Annotated in this window: 17 protein-coding genes; 11 read left to right on the top strand and 6 right to left on the bottom strand. The window is 71.6% G+C overall.

Annotated features, from left to right (window positions below; genetic code table 11):
- Positions 1-5: 5 nt before the first annotated feature.
- Positions 6-434, bottom strand: coding sequence for a gamma-glutamylcyclotransferase family protein (locus tag ACZ7DL_RS10860; protein ID WP_470773237.1), 429 nt, complete (start codon positions 432-434; stop codon positions 6-8).
- A 138-nt stretch (positions 435-572) separates the two neighbouring features.
- On the opposite strand from ACZ7DL_RS10860, the gene ACZ7DL_RS10855 reads away from it, so the two are divergent.
- The 8 genes from ACZ7DL_RS10855 (at position 573) to nirD (ending at position 9549) form a co-directional block, all read left to right on the top strand.
- A complete protein-coding gene (locus ACZ7DL_RS10855) occupies positions 573-2222 on the top strand; it encodes a M4 family metallopeptidase (RefSeq protein ID WP_470773235.1) in 1650 nt (549 codons plus the stop codon).
- 177 nt (positions 2223-2399) lie between these two features.
- Positions 2400-2990, top strand: coding sequence for a LuxR C-terminal-related transcriptional regulator (locus tag ACZ7DL_RS10850; protein WP_470773234.1), 591 nt, complete (start codon positions 2400-2402; stop codon positions 2988-2990).
- 125 nt (positions 2991-3115) lie between these two features.
- Complete coding sequence (locus ACZ7DL_RS10845; protein ID WP_470773233.1) at positions 3116-3496, top strand: hypothetical protein; 381 nt, start codon at positions 3116-3118, stop codon at positions 3494-3496.
- A 280-nt stretch (positions 3497-3776) separates the two neighbouring features.
- Positions 3777-4289 carry a hypothetical protein gene (locus tag ACZ7DL_RS10840; RefSeq protein ID WP_470773232.1) on the top strand — a complete coding sequence of 171 codons (513 nt, stop codon included), beginning with the start codon at positions 3777-3779 and terminating at the stop codon, positions 4287-4289.
- A 152-nt stretch (positions 4290-4441) separates the two neighbouring features.
- Entirely contained in the window at positions 4442-5071 is a 630-nt protein-coding gene (locus ACZ7DL_RS10835) for a class F sortase (protein ID WP_470773231.1), read from the top strand.
- Positions 5072-5368: 297 nt separating this feature from the next.
- Positions 5369-6586 carry an NAD(P)/FAD-dependent oxidoreductase gene (locus ACZ7DL_RS10830; RefSeq protein ID WP_470773230.1) on the top strand — a complete coding sequence of 406 codons (1218 nt, stop codon included), beginning with the start codon at positions 5369-5371 and terminating at the stop codon, positions 6584-6586.
- Entirely contained in the window at positions 6587-9202 is a 2616-nt protein-coding gene (gene nirB / locus ACZ7DL_RS10825) for a nitrite reductase large subunit NirB (protein WP_470773229.1), read from the top strand.
- Positions 9199-9549 carry a nitrite reductase small subunit NirD gene (gene nirD, locus ACZ7DL_RS10820; RefSeq protein ID WP_470773228.1) on the top strand — a complete coding sequence of 117 codons (351 nt, stop codon included), beginning with the start codon at positions 9199-9201 and terminating at the stop codon, positions 9547-9549. The genes nirB and nirD overlap by 4 nt, the downstream gene beginning before the upstream one ends.
- 236 nt (positions 9550-9785) lie before the next feature.
- On the opposite strand, the gene ACZ7DL_RS10815 is transcribed toward nirD, so the two are convergent.
- From ACZ7DL_RS10815 to ACZ7DL_RS10795, 5 genes are all read right to left on the bottom strand, one after another.
- A complete protein-coding gene (locus ACZ7DL_RS10815; RefSeq protein WP_470773226.1) occupies positions 9786-10619 on the bottom strand; it encodes a carbohydrate ABC transporter permease in 834 nt (277 codons plus the stop codon).
- Complete coding sequence (locus ACZ7DL_RS10810) at positions 10612-11514, bottom strand: carbohydrate ABC transporter permease (RefSeq protein WP_470773225.1); 903 nt, start codon at positions 11512-11514, stop codon at positions 10612-10614. Before ACZ7DL_RS10810 ends, ACZ7DL_RS10815 begins: the two co-directional genes overlap by 8 nt.
- Entirely contained in the window at positions 11511-12761 is a 1251-nt protein-coding gene (locus ACZ7DL_RS10805) for an ABC transporter substrate-binding protein (RefSeq protein ID WP_470773223.1), read from the bottom strand. The genes ACZ7DL_RS10810 and ACZ7DL_RS10805 overlap by 4 nt, the downstream gene beginning before the upstream one ends.
- Positions 12762-13020: 259 nt before the next feature.
- Complete coding sequence (gene ppdK / locus ACZ7DL_RS10800; RefSeq protein WP_470773221.1) at positions 13021-15741, bottom strand: pyruvate, phosphate dikinase; 2721 nt, start codon at positions 15739-15741, stop codon at positions 13021-13023.
- Positions 15742-16158: 417 nt separating this feature from the next.
- The gene (locus tag ACZ7DL_RS10795) at positions 16159-17379 is read right to left on the bottom strand and encodes an ROK family transcriptional regulator (RefSeq protein ID WP_470773219.1); all 1221 of its coding nucleotides are present in this window, start codon (positions 17377-17379) and stop codon (positions 16159-16161) included.
- A 120-nt stretch (positions 17380-17499) separates the two neighbouring features.
- Between ACZ7DL_RS10795 and ACZ7DL_RS10790 the strand changes: the two genes are divergently transcribed.
- The 3 genes from ACZ7DL_RS10790 (at position 17500) to ACZ7DL_RS10780 (ending at position 22911) form a co-directional block, all read left to right on the top strand.
- Positions 17500-19032 carry an MGH1-like glycoside hydrolase domain-containing protein gene (locus ACZ7DL_RS10790; RefSeq protein ID WP_470773217.1) on the top strand — a complete coding sequence of 511 codons (1533 nt, stop codon included), beginning with the start codon at positions 17500-17502 and terminating at the stop codon, positions 19030-19032.
- Positions 19029-20966, top strand: a complete 1938-nt coding sequence (locus ACZ7DL_RS10785; RefSeq protein WP_470773216.1) for an amylo-alpha-1,6-glucosidase — start codon at positions 19029-19031, stop codon at positions 20964-20966. The genes ACZ7DL_RS10790 and ACZ7DL_RS10785 overlap by 4 nt, the downstream gene beginning before the upstream one ends.
- A gap of 178 nt (positions 20967-21144) precedes the next feature.
- Positions 21145-22911: an alkaline phosphatase family protein gene (locus tag ACZ7DL_RS10780; protein WP_470773214.1), complete on the top strand. Its 1767-nt coding sequence runs from the start codon at positions 21145-21147 to the stop codon at positions 22909-22911.
- Positions 22912-23073 lie beyond the last annotated feature (162 nt).

Raw genomic sequence — 23073 nt, 5'->3', positions numbered from 1 at the left:
TCGGGTCAGCGGCGGGAGAACCAGTCGCCGTCAACGATGCGGGTGCCGGTGCCGCGCAGCCGGGCGGCGACGCGTGGGGCGGCCAGATAGACCCAGGCACGGACGGTGCCGCCGGCGGCGCGTACGACGTCCCGGGCGGCGCGCTCGTAGAGGTTGCGGGGGTCGCCCGGCGCGTACTCCTCCAGCCGGTCCAGTGCGGCGAGCAGCTCCCGGTAGGCCTCCGGCCGGGCGGTCACCAGCTCGCCGCGCACCTCGCCGCCGGGCTCCTCGACGGCGTAGGGATAGCCGGGGCCGTCGTACAGCACGGCGCCGGTGAGGCGTCCCGGTTCCTCGGCGAGGGTGCGGCCGCGGAGGAACAGGTCGTGATTCACCTCGCCGGGGCGGAGCGTGCCGTAGACGAAGAAGGGCAGCGGGCGGGGGTCCTCGGCGATCACGGAAACGATTCTGTACCCTCGCCGGCTCCCCACACATCTCCATGAAGACGCTATGGACATGACATGTCAGGGCCACTTAAATCTCGGTGACATCAGCGCCACCCCCACGCCTAGCCTGGCGCCTTCCCGAGGAGACAGATGAGCCGGATACGGCAGCACGTCCGAGGAACCCGTCGCACAGCAACCGCCGGTGTCGCCGTCGCCACCGCGACCCTGCTGGCCGTCAGCCTCTCCCCCGCCGCCCACGCCGACGGCAGACCGACCCGGGCCACCGCGATCGAGAACGCCGCGTCGGCCCTCCTGGCCCACGCGGCCACCCTGGGCCTCACCTCCCCGCAGGACACCAGTGTCCGGGATGTGATCGTCGACAAGGACGGCACCCAGCACGTCCGCTACGACCGCGCCTACCGCGAACTCCCCGTCCTGGGCGGCGACTTCGTCGTCCACCTGGCGCCGGACGGCGGCTACCGCAGCGCCGACCGCGCCACCCGGCAGGTGATCTCCGTACCCTCCGTCACCCCGGACATCGCCGCCCCCAAAGCCGCCGACCTGGCGCTGAACGCCCTGCGCGCGGCCAACCTCGGCAAGCGGCTGAAGCAGGTCAAGGCCAAGCCGGAGCTGGTGGTCGACGCCCTGCACGGCAGCCCGAAGCTGGCCTGGCGGACCAACGCCGCCGGCCTGGACTCGCTCGGCAACCCGGTCGCCCGCACCGTGCTGACGGACGCGCGCACCGGCGCCCAGATCGACGCCTGGGACAGCATCGAGACGGCCACCGGCGACGGCTCGTCCCTGTACAGCGGGACGGTGCCGCTGGAGACGACCCTGTCGGGCTCGTCGTACCAGCTGAAGGACCCGACGCGGGGCAACACCTACACCGGTGACGCCGAGGGCAAGACCGACCTGTGCTTCTTCGGCATCTGCTTCAGCCGGGCCCCCGCGACCCTGTTCACGGACGCCGACAACCACTGGGGCACCGGCGCCACCGCGGACCGCGCATCGGCCGCCGTCGACGCCCAGTACGGCACCGACGAGACCTGGGACTACTACAAGAACATCCACGGCCGCAGCGGCATCGCCGGCGACGGCAAGGGCTCGTACAACCGCGTCCACTACGGCAGCAAGTACAACAACGCCTTCTGGGACGACAGTTGCTTCTGCATGACGTACGGCGACGGGGACGGCACCACCTTCGGTCCGCTGGTCTCCCTGGACGTCGCCGGGCACGAGATGACGCACGGCGTGACGTCCAAGACCGCCGCGCTGACCTACTCGGGCGAGTCCGGCGGACTGAACGAGGCCACCTCGGACATCCTCGGCACGATGGTCGAGTGGTACGCGAACAACTCGTCCGACACCGGTGACTACCTCATCGGCGAGCGGATCGTCCGCTCCGGCTTCGGCAAGCCGGCCCTGCGCTTCATGGACAAGCCCTCCAGGGACGGCAGCTCGGCGGACAACTGGAGTTCGTCGGTCGGGAACCTGGACGTCCACTACTCCTCCGGCGTCGCCAACCACTTCGCCTACCTCCTCGCCGAGGGCAGCGGAGCGAAGACCATCAACGGCGTCAGCTACGACTCCCCGACCTACAACGGCTCGACGGTCACCGGCATCGGCCGGGAGAAGACCGGCAAGATCTGGTACCGGGCGCTGACGGTCTACATGACGTCCTCCACGAACTACAAGGGCGCCCGCACGGCGACCCTGAACGCGGCGAAGGACCTCTACGGTGCGGGCAGCACCGAGTACAACGCGGTGGCCGCCGCCTGGAGCGCGGTCAACGTGAACTGAGCCTGCGCGGACGGGTGACGGCGGCCGCCCCGGAACACCGGGGCGGCCGCTCGTCCGGTGCGCGTGCCCCCTCGGACGGCCTAGTCCGGCGCGCCGGTGGGCCGGGCCCCGTCGAGGCTGAGGGGAGGAGGGCGACCCCTCGGGCAAGATCGGAGACGTCCTGTGTGTGCCGGGTTCATGCGGGTGGCGGTCATCGGGGACTGCCCCCTGTTCCGGCACGGCGTCTCGCAGCTGATCGGCACCGCTCCCGATCTCCGCCTGGTCGCCGACGCCTCCTCGCTCCAGGGCGCGGACGGCACCCTGCGGGGCGCCGACGTGATCCTGATGGACCTCCAGCAGCCGCTGACGAAGCTCGCCGCGACCGTGGCGGAGCTGCGGAAGCGAGGGCATGCCGTCATCGTCACGGCGTCCTCCGTGCGGATCGACCCGCTTCAGGCCATCCGGGCGGGGGCCAGCGGATTTTTGAGCCGCCAGGCCGAGGCGGAGGAATTGCTGACGGCGATTCGGGTGGTGGCCTCGGGCCGTCATTATCTGTCCACACCCGTCGACGGCCTGCTGAAACAACCCCGGCATTTAACGGACCGGGAGCAGGAAATTCTCCGGCACATCGCCGACGGCGCGACCGATCACGAAATCGCCTGTCGACTCTCCATCAGCAAGCACACCGTCCGGTCACACCTCGATCGAATCGGCGAGAAAACGGGCTCCCGGCGGCGCTCCGACCTCACCCGCATGGCGATCGAATACGGACTGACCGGCCGGGAATAGAGCGGCCGCAGTGCGTTCGCCGTGGGTAATTCTGCCCCGTCCGCCCTGGGTAATCGTTCCCCTTGACCACCCCGGACCGAACCCTGACCGTGGTAGAGGAATGCCCTTGCATGCTAGGAGAAGTCATGCGCAATCGTGTCGCAATTCTCGCCTTCGCGGCGGTACTTCCCCTGACCGGCGCGGCCACGGTCACGGCGGCGAGTCAGGCGGTGGCCGACACCAGTTCGCCGAAGGTCACCGTCACGGGGGACGTCGATGACTGCGCCGACGGGGGCTCCCCCACGACCGTGTCGATCAAGTCGCAGCAGGAGACGCGCAAGGACAAGAGCCCGAACGTGACGGACGCGGGTGAGTACAAGGTCACCCTCAAGAAGGTCCCCACGAAGTCACAGAGCGCCACGGCCACGGTGACGTGTGACGACGACAAGTCGTACACGCAGAAGTTCACTCTGCAGCGCCCCGCGGGCGCCAACACGACTCTGGCGGTGGATCTCGCACCCTCCTGAGGACCGACGGCAGCCGTGAAGGCCGGTGCCGCACAGGCACCGGCCTTCTTTCGTCACCCGTTCACCGGCGCCACCGCTCCATTCGTGTGCTCTTCGTATTACCGTCTCGCGCCGACCCCGGGTACGCCCGTGACCTGCCGGAACGCCGCGGGGACTAGGCCGGGCGGGGGGTGCCGGCGACACCCGTTCACCGCATTTCTGACGAATCCTCAGGAAGCGGCCGGGCTGCGGAGCCACTTACCTCGGTAGGGCACGAGTCGGACAAGCCCTGGGGAGCACCATGCGACGCACCGCCCGTCTGCTGACCGGTACCGCGCTCGCCGTGGCCGCCGCGGCACCCGCCTACGCCGTGGACGCCGGCCGCCTGGACGTGTACCCCTCCACCGTGGCACCGGGAGGGCAGGTCACGGTGAACACCGCCGCGTGCGGGGACAAGGGCTCGGCGACCGGGGACGCGAGCGCGGTCGGCGCCGGGACCTTCACGCTGGCGCCCAGCGCGCACGAGGGCGAGGCGATCGGCCAGTTCCGGGTGCCGCCGAGCGCGCAGCCGGGGACGTACGAGATCGTCGCCCGGTGCGCCGAGGGAGACCGGCAGGTGACGGGCGACCTGGTGGTGGTCGTGGCGTTGAGCGCGGCGCAGCAGGTGCAGCCGCGAGGAAGCGTGAAGACGGGGGTCGGTGGCGGACTCGGCACCGACCCCGTGCAGACCGCGGCGGGCGTGGCGGCTCTGGCCGTCGCCGCCGCGGGCGGTACCTGGCTCCTGCATCGCCGGGCGAGAGGCGACGGGATCTGACGGACACCCTCCGCTGTCCGTCCGCCGGTACCGCACATCCCGCCCCCTCCGGGTCCGATGCCCCTCGCGGCCCGGAGGGGGAGGGGACCGGCCCAGGGCCGGTCCCCTCAAGGGTCCCGTTCGGGGGTGCCACCCCCGGGAGAGGGGTTCGCATGCGCAGCAGCACCAGGCTCGGCGACACCGCCATAGCCGCGGTCACCGTCGTGGCCCTCGGTGCGGGGGTGTGGCTGCTCGGCAGCGGTGCCGTCCGGCACACGCCACCGCAGCCGACGGCCGCCGAGGGCCGCCTCGATCCGGGAGGCGGGCGGGACACGGCCGCCGCGCTCGCACCGTCCCGGCCCACCCGCATCCGCATCCCCGCGATCCGCGTGAACGCCCCGCTGATGGGCCTGGCCCTCACCCGCTCCGGCAGCCTGGACGTGCCGCCGGCCGAGCAGAAGAACCTCGCCGGCTGGTACGAGGCCGGCACCCTGCCCGGCGAGACCGGCACCGCGATCGTCGCCGGCCATGTCGACAACGCCGAGGGCCCCGCCGTCTTCTACGACCTGGGCGCGCTGAAGCGGGGCGCCACCATCGAGGTGGACCGCCGGGACGGCACGGTGGCCGTGTTCACCGTGGACGCGGTGGAGGTGTACGCGGCCCGCGACTTCCCCGACGACAAGGTCTACGGCGCCGCCCCGCGCCCCGAACTGCGCGTCATCACCTGCGGCGGCGGCTACTCGCGCACGACCGGCTACCAGGGCAACGTGGTGGTGTTCGCCCACCTGACGGGCAGCCGCTGAGGCGAACGGTCCGCCGAAGGACGCTGGCTCCGCCGAGGTCAGTGCCTCAGGGCGGCGGCATCCCTCGGCGCCGGGGCGGGTGCGGTCGCCGCCCGCGGAGAAGTGCGCGGCGGGGCCGCCCCGATGACGGCCGCGCGACTCGCCGTCCCACCGCACCGCCCGCGCCCCCTCCTCACAGCCCGGCCCGGCGCGCGCACGGGACCCTCACACCCCCCGCGCGCCGGTGCTGAGGGCAGCGTTCCTCGCGGGAAACAGGAGTGATGCTGCCGGGTAACGTCGGGGCCGCACGCTCGGGACATGACCTCGAATACGCGTGTGGTGGTGATCGGCGCCGGCCTCGCGGGCGTACGGCTCGCCCGGCGGCTCGGCGAGCTGGGCGCCCCCGCACTGCTCGTCGGCGAGGAGGAGCACCCGCCGTACAACCGGGTGCTGCTCGCCGAGGTGCTGGCCGGCCGGTACGCCCCCGAGGTGATCGGCCTGCCGGCGCCCGACGGCCTGCTGCGCACCCGGGTCACCGGCATCGACCGGGCCGCCCGGACCCTCGACTGCGCCGACGGCACCTCGATCGCATACGACACGCTGGTCCTGGCCACCGGCTCCAACCCGGTGCTGCCGCCGCTGCGCGGCCTGTTCACCGCGGACCACCAGTTCCCCGAGGGCGTCCACGCGTTCCGTACGCTGGACGACTGCCTGGGGCTGGCCAAGGCGGTCCGGCCGGGAGTGCGCGCGGTCGTCATCGGCGGCGGGCTGCTCGGCGTCTCCGCGGCCCGGGCGCTCGCCGTGCGCGGCGCCCAGGTGGTCCTCGCCCAGCAGGCCGAGCGGCTCATGGAGCGCCAGCTCGACCCGGACGCCTCCCGGCTGGTGCTGCGGCACCTCAGGGAGCTGGGCGTCGAGGTGCACACCGAGTGCCGGGTGCGGGACGTGCGCTGCGTGGCGGGCGCGGTCCGCTCCGTGGAGCTGGCCGACGGCTACGCCCTCGACGCCGACCTCGTGGTGGTCGCCTGCGGGGTACGCCCGCGCACCGGCCTGGCGGAGCAGGCGGGTCTCGCCGTCCACAAGGGCATCCTCGTCGACGACGCGCTGCGCACCTCCGACCCGCACATCCACGCCATCGGCGACTGCGCCCAGCACGACGGCACGGTCTACGGCCTGGCCGCTCCCGCCCTGGAACAGGCCGACGTCCTCGCCGAGCTGCTCGCCCGGGACACCACCGCCCGCTACACGGGCACCCGTTCCCTGACCCGGCTGACGCTCACCGGGCCGGGCTCCCCCTTCGACCTCGCCGCCTTCGGCGAGACCGAGCCGCGCCCCGGCGACGACGTGGTGCGGCTCACCGACGCCACCCGCGGCACCTACCGCAAGGTCGTCGTCCGCGACGACCGCCTGGTCGGCGGGGTCCTGGTCGGGGAACTCGGCACCGTCGGCGCGCTGGCCCGCGCCTGGGAGGGAGCAGAGCCGCTCCCCTCCGACGGCGGCCCTCTGCTCCACCTGCTCACCAACGATGGAGGCTCCTGAATGACCGCCACCCTGGGGGCCACCCCCACGATCGTGCTCGTCGGCCATGGCATGGTCGGCCAGCGCTTCCTCGAAGCGCTCGCCGAGCGCGGCCTGACCGCCACGCACCGCGTGGTCGTGCTGTGCGAGGAGCCGCGTCCCGCCTACGACCGCGTCCAGCTGACCTCGTACTTCTCCGGCAAGACGCCGGAGGACCTCTCCATGACCGACATGGAGTTCATCAAGGACCACGGCATCGAGCTGCACGTGGGCGACCCGGCGGAGCACATCGACCGGGAGGCGCGCAAGGTCACCGCCCGCTCGGGACTCACCGTCGACTACGACGCCCTCGTCCTGGCCACCGGCTCCTACCCGTTCGTGCCGCCGGTGCCGAACAAGGACGCCACCGGCTGTTTCGTCTACCGCACGATCGAGGACCTCCTCGCGATCGAGGAGTACGCGAAGACCGCCTCCACGGGTGCCGTGGTCGGCGGCGGCCTGCTCGGACTGGAGGCGGCCGGCGCGCTGAAGGGCCTCGGGCTCAACGCCCACATCGTGGAGTTCGCGCCGCGCCTGATGCCGGTGCAGGTGGACGAGGGCGGTGGCGCGGCGCTGCTGCGGACCATCGAGGGCATGGGCCTGACCGTGCACACCGGCGTGGGCACCCAGGAGATCGTGACGGACGCCTCCGGGGCCGTCACCGGCATGAAGCTGTCCGACGGCTCCGAACTCGCCACCGACCTGGTGGTGTTCAGCGCCGGCGTGCGCCCCCGCGACCAGCTGGCCCGGGACTGCGGCCTGGCGGTCGGCGAGCGCGGCGGCATCACGGTCGACGAGCAGTGCCGTACGGTCACCGACCCGCAGGTGTTCGCGATCGGCGAGTGCGCGCTGGCGGCGGACGGCCGGGTGTACGGCCTGGTCGCCCCCGGCTACGAGCAGGCGGAGACCGCGGCCGCGACGATCGCCGCGGACGAGGCTGAACAGTTGACGTTCACCGGCGCCGACCTGTCCACCAAGCTGAAGCTGCTCGGCGTCGACGTGGCCTCCTTCGGCGACGCCCACGGCGCCACCGCCGACTGCCTGGACGTCGTCTACTCCGACTCCCGCGCCGGGGTGTACAAGAAGCTGGTCATCGGCTCTGACGGCACGCTGCTCGGCGGCATCCTGGTCGGTGACGCGGAGGCGTACGGCACGCTGCGCGCGCTCACCGGCTCGGTGCCCCCCGTCTCCCCCGAGTCGCTCGTCCTGCCCGAAGGAGCCGGCTCGGGGGCCCAGCTCGGCCCGTCCGCCCTTCCGGACGACGCGATCATCTGCTCCTGCCACAACGTCAGCAAGGGCACGATCCGCGGCGCGGTCACCGAGCACCAGTGCGTGACGGTGCCCGAGGTGAAGAAGTGCACCAAGGCCGGTACGGGGTGCGGCAGTTGCGTGAAGGTGCTGGGCCAGCTGGTCACCGCGGAGCTGGAGGCGTCCGGCGTCGAGGTCGACAAGGGCCTGTGCGGCTGCTTCGCGCAGACCCGCGAGGAGCTGTACGAGATCGTCCTCGCGCTGCGCCTCACCTCGTACCAGGAGCTGCTGGACCGCTACGGCCGTGAGGCCGCCCGGGGCGGGGAGGGCTGCGAGGTGTGCAAGCCGACGGTCGGCTCGATCATCGCCTCGCTCGCCCCCTCGATCGGCGCGAGCGGCTATGTCCTGGACGGCGAGCAGGCCGCGCTCCAGGACACCAACGACCACTTCCTCGCCAACCTCCAGAAGAACGGCTCCTACTCGGTCGTGCCGCGCATCCCCGGCGGGGAGATCGCGCCCGAGAAGCTGATCGTGATCGGTGAGATCGCCCGGGACTTCGGCCTCTACACGAAGATCACCGGCGGCCAGCGGATCGACATGTTCGGCGCCCGGGTGGAGCAGCTGCCGCTGATCTGGGCCCGGCTGGTGGACGCCGGCTTCGAGTCGGGGCACGCCTACGGCAAGTCGCTGCGCACGGTGAAGTCCTGCGTGGGCTCCACCTGGTGCCGCTACGGTGTGCAGGACTCGGTCCGGATGGCGATCGACCTGGAGCTGCGCTACCGGGGCCTGAGGTCCCCGCACAAGCTGAAGTCGGCGGTCTCCGGCTGCCAGCGCGAGTGCGCGGAGGCCCAGTCGAAGGACTTCGGCGTGATCGCCACCGCGAACGGCTGGAACCTGTACGTCGGCGGCAACGGCGGCGCCACCCCGCGCCACGCCGACCTCCTCGCCCAGGACCTGTCCGACGCCGAACTGGTCCGGCTGATCGACCGGTTCCTGATGTTCTACATCCGCACCGCCGACCGGCTGGAGCGCACCAGCACCTGGCTGGAGCGCATCCCGGGCGGCCTGGAGCACGTGCGGGACGTGGTGGTGCACGACTCGCTCGGCATCTGCGACGAGCTGGAGAAGCTGATGCGGGAGCACGTCGCGCACTACCGCGACGAGTGGGCGGAGACCGTGGGCGACCCCGAGAAGCTCGCCCGGTTCGTGTCCTTCGTGAACGCACCCGACACCCCGGACCCGGTCGTCTCCTTCGTCCCGGAGCGCGACCAGATCAAGCCCGACCTGCCGCTGCTGAACATCGGCCTGCGGCCCGCCGACGACGTCCTGGAAGGAAGCGCCCAGCGATGACCCTGGCTCTCGAGACGACCGATCTGAAGGTCCAGCTGCAGCTGGCGGACGGCTGGTTCACGGTCTGCGACCTGAGCATGCTGGTCCCGGGCCGCGGGGTGGCGGCGCTGCTGCCGGACGGCCGACAGGTGGCCGTCTTCCGCGACCGCGCGGACCGGCTGTACGCCGTCGACAACCGCGACCCGTTCACCGGCGCGGCCGTCCTCTCCCGCGGCCTTACCGGCACCCACCAGGGCCGCCCGTTCGTGGCGTCGCCGCTGCTGAAGCAGCGCTTCGATCTGGCCGACGGGCAGTGCCTGGACGACGAGTCGGTGCGGATCGCCGCGTACCAGGTGCGGGCTGCCTGAGCCGTACTTGACCCCCTCGCGGAGACCGTCCGGCTGATCGAGGAGCAGGGCGGCAAGGCCCTCGCGGTGGCCGCCGGCGTCTCCCGCGCGGCCGACGCCGAGGCGCTGGTGCGGTCCGCGGTGGAGAACTTCGGCTCGCCGCCGCCGTCCTGTACCTGGCCTCCGGCGACGCGGCCTCCGTCGTCGGCACCGACCTGGTCGTGGACAGCGGCGGCACGCTCTGACCCCCGGCCGGGTCAGTCGATCCCGGACCGCTCCACCCCCGCCACGATCCACCGCTGGAAGCACAGGAAGACCAGCAGCAGGGGCAGGATCGACACGGCGGCCGCGACGAACAGCTCGTGCAGCCGGATCACCTGGGACGTCGTGAACGACGACAGCGCCACCTGCACGGTCCAGGCGTTCCGGTCCTGCCCGATCACCAGCGGCCACAGGAAGGAGTTCCACGCGCCGAGGAACACGATCGTGCCGACGGCGGCGAACACCGGACGGGCGACCGGCACGACGACGAGCCAGTACGTCCGCCAGTACCCGAGCCCGTCCACCTGCGCCGCGTCCTCCAGCTCCCGCGGGAAACCGAGGAAGTACTGCCGGAAGACGAAGCAGGCGAACGCCGGGAACAGCGTCGGGACGATCAGCCCGCGGAGCGTGGAGATCCACCCCAGCGACGACACCAGCACGAAGCTCGGTACGAAGGTGACGGCCGCCGGGACCAGCAGGGTGCCCAGGATGCCGTAGAAGACCTTGTTCGCGTGCCGGTACGGGATGCGGGCGAGGCCGTACCCGGCGAGGGACGCCAGGAGCAGGGTGCCCAGCGTCGTCGCGACGGCGATGAGCGCGGAGTTGAGCAGGGACCGGGCGAAGGGAACGGAGGAGTCGTCGAACAGCTCACCGACGTTCCCCCACCTCACCTCGCGTGGGAAGAAGGTCCATTCGGGAGAGGTGATGTCCTGCTCACCGGCCAGGCCGTTGCGCACGAGCAGATAGAAGGGGATCAGGAAGAGCAGGGCGAGCGCGATCAGCAGCACCAGCCGCAGCGCCCGCCCGGCCCGCACCAGGGCGTCATCCATCGCCGTCCGTCCTTCCCAGCTTCAGCCAGCGTGCCTGCCCCACCGTGACGACGGCGACGACCAGCGCGAGGATCACCGCGCCCGCGCTGCCGAGCCCCAGGTTCTGCCCCTGCCCGAGCGCGGTGTAGTAGAGGTAGACCAGCGGCGGCCGGGCGTACGGTGGATAGCCCCGGGCGTCGGACAGCAGGTTGTAGAACTCGTCGAATGCCTGGAAGGCGTTGATGACGAGCAGCAGCACCACCGCGACCGAGGTGGCGCGCAGCTGGGGCAGGGTGACGTGCCGCAGCACGGTCCAGCCGGGCCGGGCCCCGTCCACGGCCGCCGCCTCGTACAGCACGGGGTCGATCCGCTGGAGCCCGGCGAGGAACAGGATCATGTAGAACCCGGCCTGGAGCCACAGCCGAACGGTCACGATGACCAGCCAGTACCAGGGCGGGTCGGTGGTGGACAGCCAGGCGACGGGATCGCCGCCGAACCACCCCAGCACGGTGTTGGCCAGCCCGAACCGCACCCCGTTGAAGATCGACATCTTCCAGATCAGCGCGGCCACGACATAACTGCACGCGGCCGGCAGGAAGAACACGGACCGGAAGAAGGCCCGGGCCCGCCGGACCCGGTTGACCATCAGGGCGAGGGAGAGGGAGCACACGTAGGTGACGGGCACGATGAACGCGGTGAAGACGAGGAAGGTCCGCAGGCTGTCGGTGAAGGCGTCGTCCCGCAGCATCGCCGTGTAGTTGTCCAGCCCGACGAAGTCCGTGGGTGTGACGGTGTTGTGCGCGTCGAAGAAGCTGAGTGCCACGCTCCACAGCAGCGGAACGTAGGTGAACAGGGCGAGCCCGAGGGCGAACGGCCCGACGAACGCCCAGAACCAGAGCGCTCTGTTGCGCCTCACGGCTTCTTCTTCACGCGGTCGAGTTCGGCCGACACCTTCCCGACGACCGCCCGCAGTTCGCTCTCCGGACTCGCACCGCTCTTGATGATCCGGCTGAGCGCGTCCTGGTAGGCGGTCTGGCTCGCCGGGGTCCACAGCAGCGGCTGGGCGTAGCCGTGGTCGGTGGTGAACCGGACGGCGTCGGCGGCCGGGCCCGTCCTCAGCGCGGTGGCCTTCTTCGCGAGGGAGATCCGGGCGGGGATATGGAAGCCGTACGAGAGCGCGAAGTCCTCCTGGTAGTCGGTGCGTTCGACCCAGAGCCACTTCACGTACTCCTCGGCCAGCTCGCGGTGCTCGCCGCGCGTGCTGACGGCGGCCCCGTACGCGCCGACGGGCACGGCGGGCCGGCCTGCGCCTCCGTCCCGCGGGAAGGGCAACACCCCGAAGTCGTCACCGAGTTCCTTCTTGATCTGCGGCAGCGCCCACAGCCCGGACCACTGCATCGCGGTCAGCCCCTGCACGAAGGCGGCCGGGTCGGACCAGTCGGTGGGCGCGCCGAGGAGCAGGGACTCGTCGGCGTACAGCCGGTGCAGCTTGCCGAGGGTGCGGGCGGCCACGGGGTCGTCGAAGCCGACCTTGCCGTCGTCGGTGACGAGCTGGAGTCCAGCCGCGTACAAGGGGGTTCCGCCGAGGACGCCTGCTCCCCCGTCGTTGCCCAGGAACAGGCCCTTGACCTTGCCACCGGTGAGCTTCTTCGCGGCGTCGACGAGGGCGTCCAGGGTGGTGGGTGGCGCGACCCCGGCGTCCTTCAGCAGACTCTTGCGGTAGTAGAGCATCTGCATGTCGATGACCTGCGGAATGCCGTAGACCCGCCCTCGGTGGGTCTTGGGCCCGAGCACGGCCGGATTGAAGTCGTCCGCGACGCCCCCGAGGAGATCGGTGAGGTCGGCCACCTGACCGCCCTGGATCTGGTCGAGGGTGGGCCCGTTGACCTCGAAGACATCGGGCCCGGAGTCGGTGAGCAGCGCGGCGGCGGTCTGCTGGTCGTAGTTCCCCGGCCGCCACTGGACCGTGACGTGCGCCTTCTTGAAAGCGGCGGCGTACCGCTGGACGGCCTGCTCGGTGCCGGCCTCACCGTACTGGTGGTACCACTGCGACAACCGCGGTCCCGAACCACCGCCTCCACGCCCGGTGTTGGATCCACAAGCCGTCAGCAGTCCGACGGCTCCCGCACCCGCGGCCAGCAGATTCCTGCGACTGATCGTCATCCTGTGCCCCCCTGACGTTCGTCATCGATGCACGGCCCAACGATCAACCATGCGGGGCGATTACGAAAGAGGGGGTACGGCCGTGTGCCCTCCTGCGCCGTCGGATCCTTTTACGACCGATGGGGGCCTCGGCTGTGCTCCGCATGACGAGGGGCGGCACCCCCCGCACTGGGGTGCCGCCCCTTCTCTTTCGTGTTCCGGGGCCGCCGCCGATCGGTGAGGGTCGGGGACCAACGGCGGCTCCGGGTTCCGGGGAAGGTCAGCGGTGGTCGCTGCCCTCCGACTGGGTCGCCGCGCGGCCGGCCTCCAGGCGGGCCACCGGGATGCGGAACGGGGAGCAGGAGACGTAGTCCAGACCCACCTCGTGGAAGAAGTGGACCGACTCCGGGTCACCGCCGTGCTCGCCGCAGACGCCGAGCTTCAGGTCGGGGCGGGTACGCCGGCCCGCTTCCGCCGCGGCCTTCACCAGGGAACCGACGCCGTCCTTGTCGATCGTCTCGAACGGCGACACCCCGAAGATGCCCTTCTCCAGGTACGCCGTGAAGAAGCTCGCCTCGACGTCGTCGCGGCTGAAGCCCCACACCGTCTGGGTCAGGTCGTTCGTGCCGAAGGAGAAGAACTCCGCCGCCTCCGCGATCTGGCCGGCCGTGAGAGCCGCTCGCGGCAGTTCGATCATCGTGCCGATCGCCAGCTTGAGCCGCGTACCGGTCGCCGCCTCGACCTCGGCGATGACCTGGTCCGCCTCCTCGCGGACGATCTCCAACTCCTGGACCGTGCCGACGAGCGGGATCATGATCTCCGCGCGCGGGTCGCCCTTGGCCGCCTTGCGCTCGGCCGCCGCCTCCGCGATCGCCCGGACCTGCATGGTGAACAGGCCGGGGATGACCAGGCCGAGGCGGACACCGCGCAGGCCGAGCATCGGGTTCTGCTCGTGCAGGCGGTGGACCGCCTGGAGCAGCCGCAGGTCGTTCTCGTGCGGCTCCTGGCGGGACTCGGCCAGGGCCACGCGCACCGAGAGTTCCGTGATGTCCGGGAGGAACTCGTGCAGCGGGGGGTCGAGGAGACGGATGGTGACCGGGAGGCCGTCCATCGCCTCGAAGAGTTCCACGAAGTCCTTCTTCTGCAGGGGCAGCAGCTCCCGCAGGGCGACCTCGCGCTCCTCCTCGGTGTCGGCCAGGATCAGCTTCTCGACCATCTCGCGGCGCTCACCGAGGAACATGTGCTCCGTGCGGCACAGGCCGATGCCCTGGGCGCCGAAGCGGCGGGCGCGCAGCGCGTCCTCGGCGTTGTCCGCGTTGGCGCGCACCCGCAGCCGGCGCTTGCGGTCGGCGAAGGCCATCATGCGGTGGACCGCCTCGACCAGCTCGTCCGCGTCGTCGGCACCGGGGTGCATGCGGCCCTCGAAGTACTCCACCACCGGGGACGGGACCACCGGGACCTCGCCCAGGTAGACCTTGCCCGTCGAGCCGTCGATGGAGATCAGGTCGCCTTCCTCCACCACGTGGCCACCGGGAACCGTCATCCGGCGGCGCTTGGTGTCGACCTCCAGCTCCTCCGCGCCGCAGACACAGGTCTTGCCCATGCCGCGGGCGACGACGGCCGCGTGGGAGGTCTTGCCGCCGCGCGAGGTGAGGATGCCCTCGGCCGCGATCATGCCGTCCAGGTCGTCGGGGTTGGTCTCCCGGCGGACCAGGATCACCTTCTCACCCGAGCGGGACCACTTCACCGCGGTGTACGAGTCGAAGACCGCCTTGCCGACCGCCGCGCCCGGCGAGGCGGCGATACCGCGGCCGACCTGCTCGGTCTTGGCGCTGTCGTCGAAGCGCGGGAACATCAGCTGGGCCAGCTGGGCGCCGGTCACCCGCTGGAGGGCCTCCGTCTCGTCGATCAGGCCCTGGTCGACCAGCTGGGTGGCGATGCGGAAGGCGGCGCCGGCGGTGCGCTTGCCGACGCGGGTCTGGAGCATCCACAGCTGACCGCGCTCGATCGTGAACTCGATGTCGCAGAGGTCCTTGTAGTGGTTCTCCAGCGTCTCCATGATCTGCATCAGCTGGTCGTACGACTTCTTGTCGATCTGCTCCAGCTCCGCGAGCGGGACCGTGTTGCGGATGCCCGCGACGACGTCCTCGCCCTGCGCGTTCTGGAGGTAGTCGCCGTAGACGCCCTGGTGGCCGGAGGCGGGGTCGCGGGTGAAGGCGACGCCGGTGCCGGAGTCGGGGCCGAGGTTGCCGAAGACCATCGAGCAGACGTTGACGGCCGTGCCCAGGTCGTGCGGGATGCGCTCCTGACGGCGGTACAGCTTGGCCCGGTCGCCGTTCCAGGAGTCGAAGACCGCCTTGATGGCGAGGTCCATCTGCTCGCGCGGGTCCTGCGGGAAGTCGCGGCCGGCCTCCTTCTTGACGATCTTCTTGAAGGTGGTGACCAGCTTCTTCAGATCCGCGGCCTCCAGGTCGGTGTCCACCGTGACCTTCTTGGCCGCCTTGGCCTTGTCGAGGGCCTCCTCGAAGAGTTCGCCGTCGACGCCGAGGACGGTCTTGCCGAACATCTGGATGAGGCGGCGGTAGGAGTCCCAGGCGAACCGCTCGTCGCCGGCCTGCTGTGCCAGACCCTGCACCGACTTGTCCGACAGGCCGATGTTGAGGACCGTGTCCATCATGCCCGGCATGGAGAACTTGGCGCCGGAGCGGACGGAGACCAGCAGCGGGTTGTCGGCCTGGCCGAGCTTCTTGCCCATCTTGGCTTCGAGGGCGTCGAGGTGCGCACTTACCTCGTCACGCAGTGCCGCGGGCTCCTCACCGCTCTCCAGGTAGACCTTGCAGGCCTCCGTGGTGATGGTGAAGCCGGGAGGGACCGGCAGACCGAGGTTGGTCATCTCGGCGAGATTCGCACCCTTGCCGCCGAGGAGGTCCTTGAGGTCCTTGTTGCCCTCGGTGAAGTCGTAAACGAACTTCGCTACGTGGGGTTCTTTGTTTTCCGACACGGGTCTCGACTCCTTGAGGCCACGGTGGCTGCCCTGACGGCGAGGAACATACCCAGATCGAAGGTTCATGGGTACGTCCACTTGCGCGTCATACGCCTGTAACCACCCGTCCGCCAGCGGATCGAAAGTCAAGGCTTGGCAAGCGAAGCCAGCCGTATGTTTTCACTTCTTGAACACAACAGCGCCCACAGGTGCGGTTTGTCGCTCAGATGAGCAGCTCCCGACACGTCTGATTTCGATCGCTGAACAGACAAGGGGTGGCACCGAGTGCCACCCCTTGGAGAAGTGCAGCCGCACTTGATTCGCTCATCTGAGCGCAACCCTTATCAAGGGTGGCGAGAATCACGCTGCCACAGAGCGCCCTGTTTCACCATGCGGACCCGCCCGCGGACGCGTTCGAGCAGGGAAACACGGGGGTCACACGCCCATCGCCGCCAGCCGCTCCTCCACCCGCTCCGGCGCGTACAGGTGCTCCACCACCAGCGCCCCGGCGCCGATCAGCCCGGCCCGTTCGCCGAGCCGGGAGGTGACGACGTCCAGGTGGGCCGTGGAACGGGGCAGCGCCCGCTGGTAGAGCAGCTCGCGCACGCCGGTCAGGAAGGGCGTGCCGGCCAGGTCACCCGCGATCATCAGCACGCCCGGGTTGAGCAGGGTCACGACCGTCGCCAGCACGTCCCCGACCCGGCGCCCGGCCTCCCGGGCGAGCGCGGCCGCCTCCGGGTGCCCGGCGGCCAGCAGGTCCCGTACGTCCGCGCCGGAGGCGGCCGGCACCCCGGAGGCGGCCAGCCGCCGGGCCACGGCACCACCGCTCGCGACGGCCGCGAGACAGCCGTACGCGCCGCACCGGCACTGCGCGTCGGCGCCCACCCGGATGTGCCCGATGTCGCCCGCGCCGCCGTCGACGCCCCGGTAGACGGAGCCGTTCACGACAACCCCGGCGCCGATGCCCGTGGACACCTTGACCAGCACGAAGGCCGTGCAGTCGGGGTAGCCGGTGCGCTGTTCGCCGTAGGCCATGAGGTTGGCGTCGTTGTCCACCAGGACCGGTACCGTGCGGGCTCCGGTGTGCTCGGTGAGGGCGCGGGACAGGCGGGCCCTTATGTCGTGGCCGTCCCAGCCCGGCATCATCGGCGGCTGGACCACCCGGCCGGTCTCGCTGTCCACCGGGCCCGGCACCGCGAGCCCGATCCCGCAGACCTCCTCGGCCCGGTGCCCGGCCTTGGTCAGCAGCTCGGCGAACCAGTGGCCCAGTTCGCCGAGGACGGCCTCGGGACCGTCCTCGACCACCAGCGTGCCGGAGTGCTCGGCGAGGATCTCGCCGGTCAGGGAGAGGACGGCCGCGCGGGCGTGCCGGGTGTCCAGGTCCGCCGCGAGGACCACGGCGTGGGAGTCGTCGAACTCCAGGGTGATGGAGGGGCGCCCGCCGAGCGGCGAGTCGACCGGGCCGCCGGCGCCCTCGCGCAGCCAGCCCGCCCGGAACAGCCGGTCCAGGCGCTGGCCGACGGTGGCCCGGGACAGTCCGGTCGCCTGCTGGAGCGCGCCACGCGTCACGGCCCGTCCACTGCGCACCAGTTCGAGCAGATCACCGGCCCCTGCCTGGCTTCCGCTCTTGCCGGTCCTTCCCGGACGTCCGGTCATGCGCACCCCCTTGTGTTTCCCAAGCCTGCATTACATAGTAAGTTTTGCGTGTTAAATAGACGTAACCCTTCGGTGGCCGCAGCCAAACCCGGTCGGCCGGACGTCTTCGGGGAGCCCCGAGTGGATCGCTCTGCCCAGCTCACTGCCCGTCCCACCCCGTACGAGATCGCATACGATCCACCGGCCCATCCACCGGAGACGATGACGTCCCTGCACGTCAGTGCGGCCCGGGTGCTGGAGGCGAACTGGACGGGCCGCTCCACGGTCCCCTCCCGGAGCCTGTATCCGCACCAGTGGTCCTGGGACTCCGCGTTCATCGCCATCGGGCTGCGGCACGTCTCGCCGCTGCGGGCCCAGACCGAACTGGAGACGCTGCTGTCGGCGCAGTGGGGCGACGGGCGCGTCCCGCACATCGTGTTCAACCCCTCCGTACCGCTCGACGCGTACTTCCCGAGCCCTGATTTCTGGCGCTCGGCCACCGCGGGCCGCGCCGCGGGCGCCCCGCGCACCGTACAGACGTCGGGCATCGTGCAGCCACCGGTGCATGCGCTGGCGGCCTGGCTGGTGCACCGCGCCGACCCGGGCCTGTCTCGGGCGCGCTCCTTCCTGACCCGGGTGTACCCGCGGCTGGCGGCCTGGCACCGGTATCTGCTGCACCGGCGGGACCTGGGCGGCGGCGGTCTGGTGTCCGTGGTCCATCCCTGGGAGCAGGGCATGGACAACAGCCCCTGCTGGGACGCCCCGCTCGCCCGGATCACCCCGGCCCCGGCCCGCACCTTCCGCCGCGCCGACCTCGACCACGGCGCCCCCGAGGACCGGCCGACGGATCTGGACTACGGGCGGTACGTACGGCTGGCCGCCGACTACCGCGATCGCGGATACCGGGACGGGGCTGGGCAGGGCGGGAGAGACGGGGCTGGGCAGGGCGGGAGAGACGGGGGCGGGGAGGGGGGGTTCGCCGTGGAGGACCCGGCGTTCAACGCCCTGCTCATCGCCTCCGAGCACGCCCTCGCGCGGATCGCCGAGGAACTGGGCGCGTCCGGCACCGCCCGGCGGGCCCGCGCCGAACGGCTGACGGCGGCGCTGGCGGAGCGGCTGTGGGACCCGCAGGCCGGGATGTTCCTGTGCCGGGACCTGCGGGGCGCCGGGCTGATCCCCGAGCGCGGTGTCTCCGGACTGGTCCCGCTGATCGTGCCCGGACTCCCCCGCGACCTCACCGCCGCCCTGGTCCGCACCCTTTGCGGGCCGCACTTCTCCCTGGGCGACCGCACCCGGCTGGTGCCGAGCTACGACCTGCTCGGGGAGGCCTTCGACCCGCATCGGTACTGGCGGGGCCCGGCCTGGTTCAACACCGGCTGGCTGCTGGAGCGCGGGCTGCGGACGCACGGCGAGACCGCGGCGGCCGACGCGCTGCGCGAGGCGGTCCTCGACCTCGCCGGCGCCACCGGCTTCGCCGAGTACGTCGACCCGTACACCGGCGAGCCCTGCGGCGCGACCGGCTTCAGCTGGACGGCGGCGCTGGCGCTCGACCTGTGCCACCGGCGGGCCGCACCGCACGAGCGTCAAGCTCTGGACAAGAGCCCACAAAAAGTCGCACCCCCCATGGACACCGCACCGTTCGACAGGAGTGACAGAGGAGGGGACCGGGGATGACGGACCGGCATCATCTGCTTGTGCACGGCGCCACCTTCGCCGCCGTGGGCGACCGTGGTGACATCAGCGGGGTGCGCAGCGGCGCGACCCCGGACGGGTTGTTCGTCCGGGACGCCCGGCACCTCAGCCGCTGGCAGCTCACCGTCGACGGCGCGGTGCCCGAGGTGCTCACCCCGGTGGCGGACGGGGACGCGGCGCGCTGTGTACTGGTCCCGCGCGGTGGCCGGCAGGAGCCCCCGGCGCACACCTTCTTCCGGGAACAGGCCGTCGGTGACAGCTCGTTCGTGGAGTCCGTGAGGGTGACCAGCAACCGCCCGGTGCCCACCACCGTCCGGCTCGCGCTCACCGTCGACGCCGACTTCACCGACCAGTTCGAACTCCGCTCCGACCACCGCACCTACGTCAAAGCCGGCGCCGTACGCTCCCGCGCGGTCCTGGACGACGGCATCGAGTTCTCCTACCGGCGCGCCGAATGGCGGTCCTGTACGACGATCACGGCCGACCCGGCCCCCGACGCCGTCGAGGAGACGGGCACCGGCGCCCGCCGCCTGGTGTGGACCCTCGACCTCGCGCCGCACGGCACGACGGAGCTGCTGCTGCGGGTGATCGCCCGCCCGCACGGCGAGAAACGCGCCCTGCGCGTGCCCCGCCACCCCGCCGCCGTGCGCGAACAACTCGCAGCGCGGGAAGCCGAGTTCATGGAGGGCGTGGCCTTCCCGGCCGGCTGGCCGGAGCTGGCCGCCGCCTGCGCCCGGGGCCTCGCCGACCTGGCCGCGCTCCAGGTCCCGGCGCACGGACCCGACGGCGAGGAGCTGCGCGTCCCGGCGGCCGGCGCCCCCTGGTTCCTCACGCTCCTCGGCCGTGACGCCCTGCTCACCTCCCTGTTCGCACTGCCGTACCGCCCGCGGCTGGCCGCCGCCACCCTCACCGCGCTCGCCGCCACCCAGGCCACCGGCACCGCCCTCTCCCCGGTCGCCCAGCCCGGCAAGATCGTGCACGAGGTACGGCACGGCGAGCTGGCCCACTTCGGACAGGTGCCGTTCGGCCGCTACTACGGCTCGGTCGACGCCACCCCGCTGTTCCTGGTCCTGCTCGGCGCGTACGTCGAACAGACCGGGAACGCCGTCCTCGCCCGCCGGCTGGAACCGCACGCCCGCGCGGCGATCGGCTGGATGCTGGACCACGGCGGCCTGACCTCGCGCGGCTATCTCGTCTACCGCGCCGACGAGGGCGGCCTCGCCAACCAGAACTGGAAGGACTCCCCCGGCGCGATCTGCTGCGCCGACGGCACCCGGCCCACCGGCGCGGTGATGGCCGCGGGCGCCCAGGGCTACGCGTACGACGCGCTGCGGCGCACGGCCGGTGTGGCGCGGGCGGTGTGGGCCGACGAGACGTACGCCGCCCTGCTGGAGCAGGCGGCGGCCGACCTGCGGGACCGGTTCCAGCGGGACTTCTGGATGGGGGAGCGCTCCTTCCCGGCGCTGGCCCTGGACGGGCAGGGCCGCCAGATCGACGCGCTGGCGTCCGACGCCGGGCATCTGCTGTGGTCGGGGCTGCTGGACAAGGAGTACGGCGAGGTGGTGGGCCGCCGGCTGCTGGAGCCGGACTTCTTCTCCGGCTGGGGCGTCCGCACGGTCGCCTCCGGCCAGCCGGCCTACCATCCGCTGTCCTATCACCGCGGCTCCGTCTGGCCGCACGACAACGCGCTGATCACGCTGGGTCTGGCGCGGTACGGGCTGCACGACGAGGCCCGCACGGTCGCCCACGCGCTGGTCGACGCGGCGACGGCGGCGGGGCATCGGCTGCCGGAGGTACTGGCGGGGTACGGGCGTGCTCCGCACGATGCGCCGGTGCCGTATCCGCACGCCTGCGGGAGGGAGGCCCGGTCCGCGGCCGCGCCGCTTGCGCTGTTGACGGCGGTGGGGGGCGCCTGAGGGGTGGGGTGGTGGCGTTGTCGGGTGGCCGCGGGTGCGTGGGGGTTGTTCGCACCCGCGCGGCGGAGCCGCAGATGGATACAGCGCCGCGCCCCTGTTCCGCTGCCCTCGGCTGAATTGACCTGGTGTTTGCCCGGCCGTCGTGAACGGTGTTTCGCGGGGAGCCGTACGGGAGGGCATGAGCGCGCTCCAGTCAGCCGAGGAGGCGGCGGTCCCCGAGGAGACCGCCGCGCCCGCCCCACGGCCCTCCCGCCGCCCCTGGACCCTCTGGTCGGCGTGGCGGCGGCGCTGGCGGGCACGGCACCCCGCCGCCGCCCAGGCCCTGTCCGTCACGGTCACCGTGCTCGCCGCCGTGCTCGTCGTCGCCGCGCTCGTGATGCCCAACACCGTCGTCCGGCTCGGGCCCGCGAAGTTCCTGCGGATACCCGGTGAGGCGATCATCGGGGCCGCCGTGCTGCTCGCGCTGCCGCGCCGGCCGCGGGTGGCGGTGGCCGCGGTGTCCGGGGTCCTGCTCGGGGCGATGACCGTGCTGAACGCGCTCGACATGGGCTTCAACCAGTACCTGGGCCGCAGCTTCAACGTCGTGCTCGACTGGAGTCTGTTCGGCGACGCGGAGTCGTATCTGGAGGACTCCCTGGGCCGGACGACCACCCTCGCCGCCGTGGCCGGGGTGATCGCTCTCGTGCTGCTGGTCTTCGTCCTGCTGGCGCTGTCCATGGTCCGGCTGGGCAATCTCCTCGCCCGGCACCCCGGCACCGCGACCCGGGGCACGCTGATCGCCGGGGTGGTCTGGATCACCTGCTCCTCCCTCGGCCTCCAGATAGCCGGTGTGCCGATCGCCTCCGACCGCACCGCGACCGCGCTCAAGGTCCAGGCCCGCCGGGTCTCGGACACGCTCGAGGACGAGGCGGAGTTCCGGAAGGTGGCCCGGGTCGACGCCTTCGGGAACACCCCGGCCGATCAGCTGGTGCCCGATCTGCGCGGCAAGGACATGATCTTCACGTTCATCGAGAGCTACGGCCGCAGCGCGATCGAGGACCCGGTCATGGCGCCCGGAGTGGACAGGACGCTCACGGCGCGGACCAAGGCCCTGGCCAAGGCCGGTTTCCACGCGAAGAGCGGCTGGCTGACCTCGGCGACCTACGGCGGCAGCAGCTGGCTCGGCCACTCCACCACCATGTCGGGCCTGTGGATCAGCAACCAGCAGCGCTACCGCACGGTCATGGCGAGCGACCACCTGAGCCTGACGGGGGCGTTCGAGAAGACCGGCGCCTTCGACACGGTCGGCGTCATGCCGGGCGTGCAGAAGGGGTGGCCGGAGCAGAAGTGGTACGGGCTCGACAAGGTCTACAACGCCTTCCAGCTCGGCTACCGGGGGCCGAAGTTCAGCTGGTCGACCATGCCCGACCAGTACGCGCTCCAGCAGTACCAGGAGCGGGTGCACAGCAAGAAGCCCGCCGCCGGCAAGTCGCGCATGTCGCTGCTCATCCTGACCTCCAGCCACCAGCCCTGGGCGCCCATCCCGAAGAGGGTGGGCTGGGACCGGCTGGGCGACGGCTCGGTCTTCAAGGACATCGAGGCGGCGGGCAACGATCCGGCCGACGTCATCGCCGACACCACCAAGTCCCGCCAGGAGTACGGCAAGTCGATCCAGTACTCGGTGACCGCGCTGACCGAGTGGCTGGAGCGGTACGGCACCGAGGACACCGTGCTGGTCTTCCTCGGCGACCACCAGCCCATCGCCCGGGTCAGCGGCAACCACGCCAGCCGTGACGTGCCGGTGTCGGTCGTCGCCAAGGATCCCGAGGTCCTCGACAAGATCGCGGACTGGGGATGGACGGACGGCCTGCGCCCCGCCCACGACGCACCGGTATGGAAGATGAGCGCCTTCCGTGACCGCTTCCTGACGGCGTACGGCTCCACTCCGCATCCGAAGAAGAGCTGACGGATTCCTCCACCCGACCGAGCCGAGCCACGCCACCTCCCAGCCCACCGAGCCCGGTCACGGCACCTTCCAGCCCACCGAGTCGGGTGGTGGCACCTCCCAGCCCACAGAGCCGACCCACGCCACCTCCCAGCCCACCGAGCCCGGTCACGGCACCTTCCA

The organism is Streptomyces sp. NPDC036984 (genome assembly GCF_055607665.1).
Note: the sequence above shows the minus strand (reverse complement) of the source record. Positions and strands in the feature narration are given on the sequence as shown.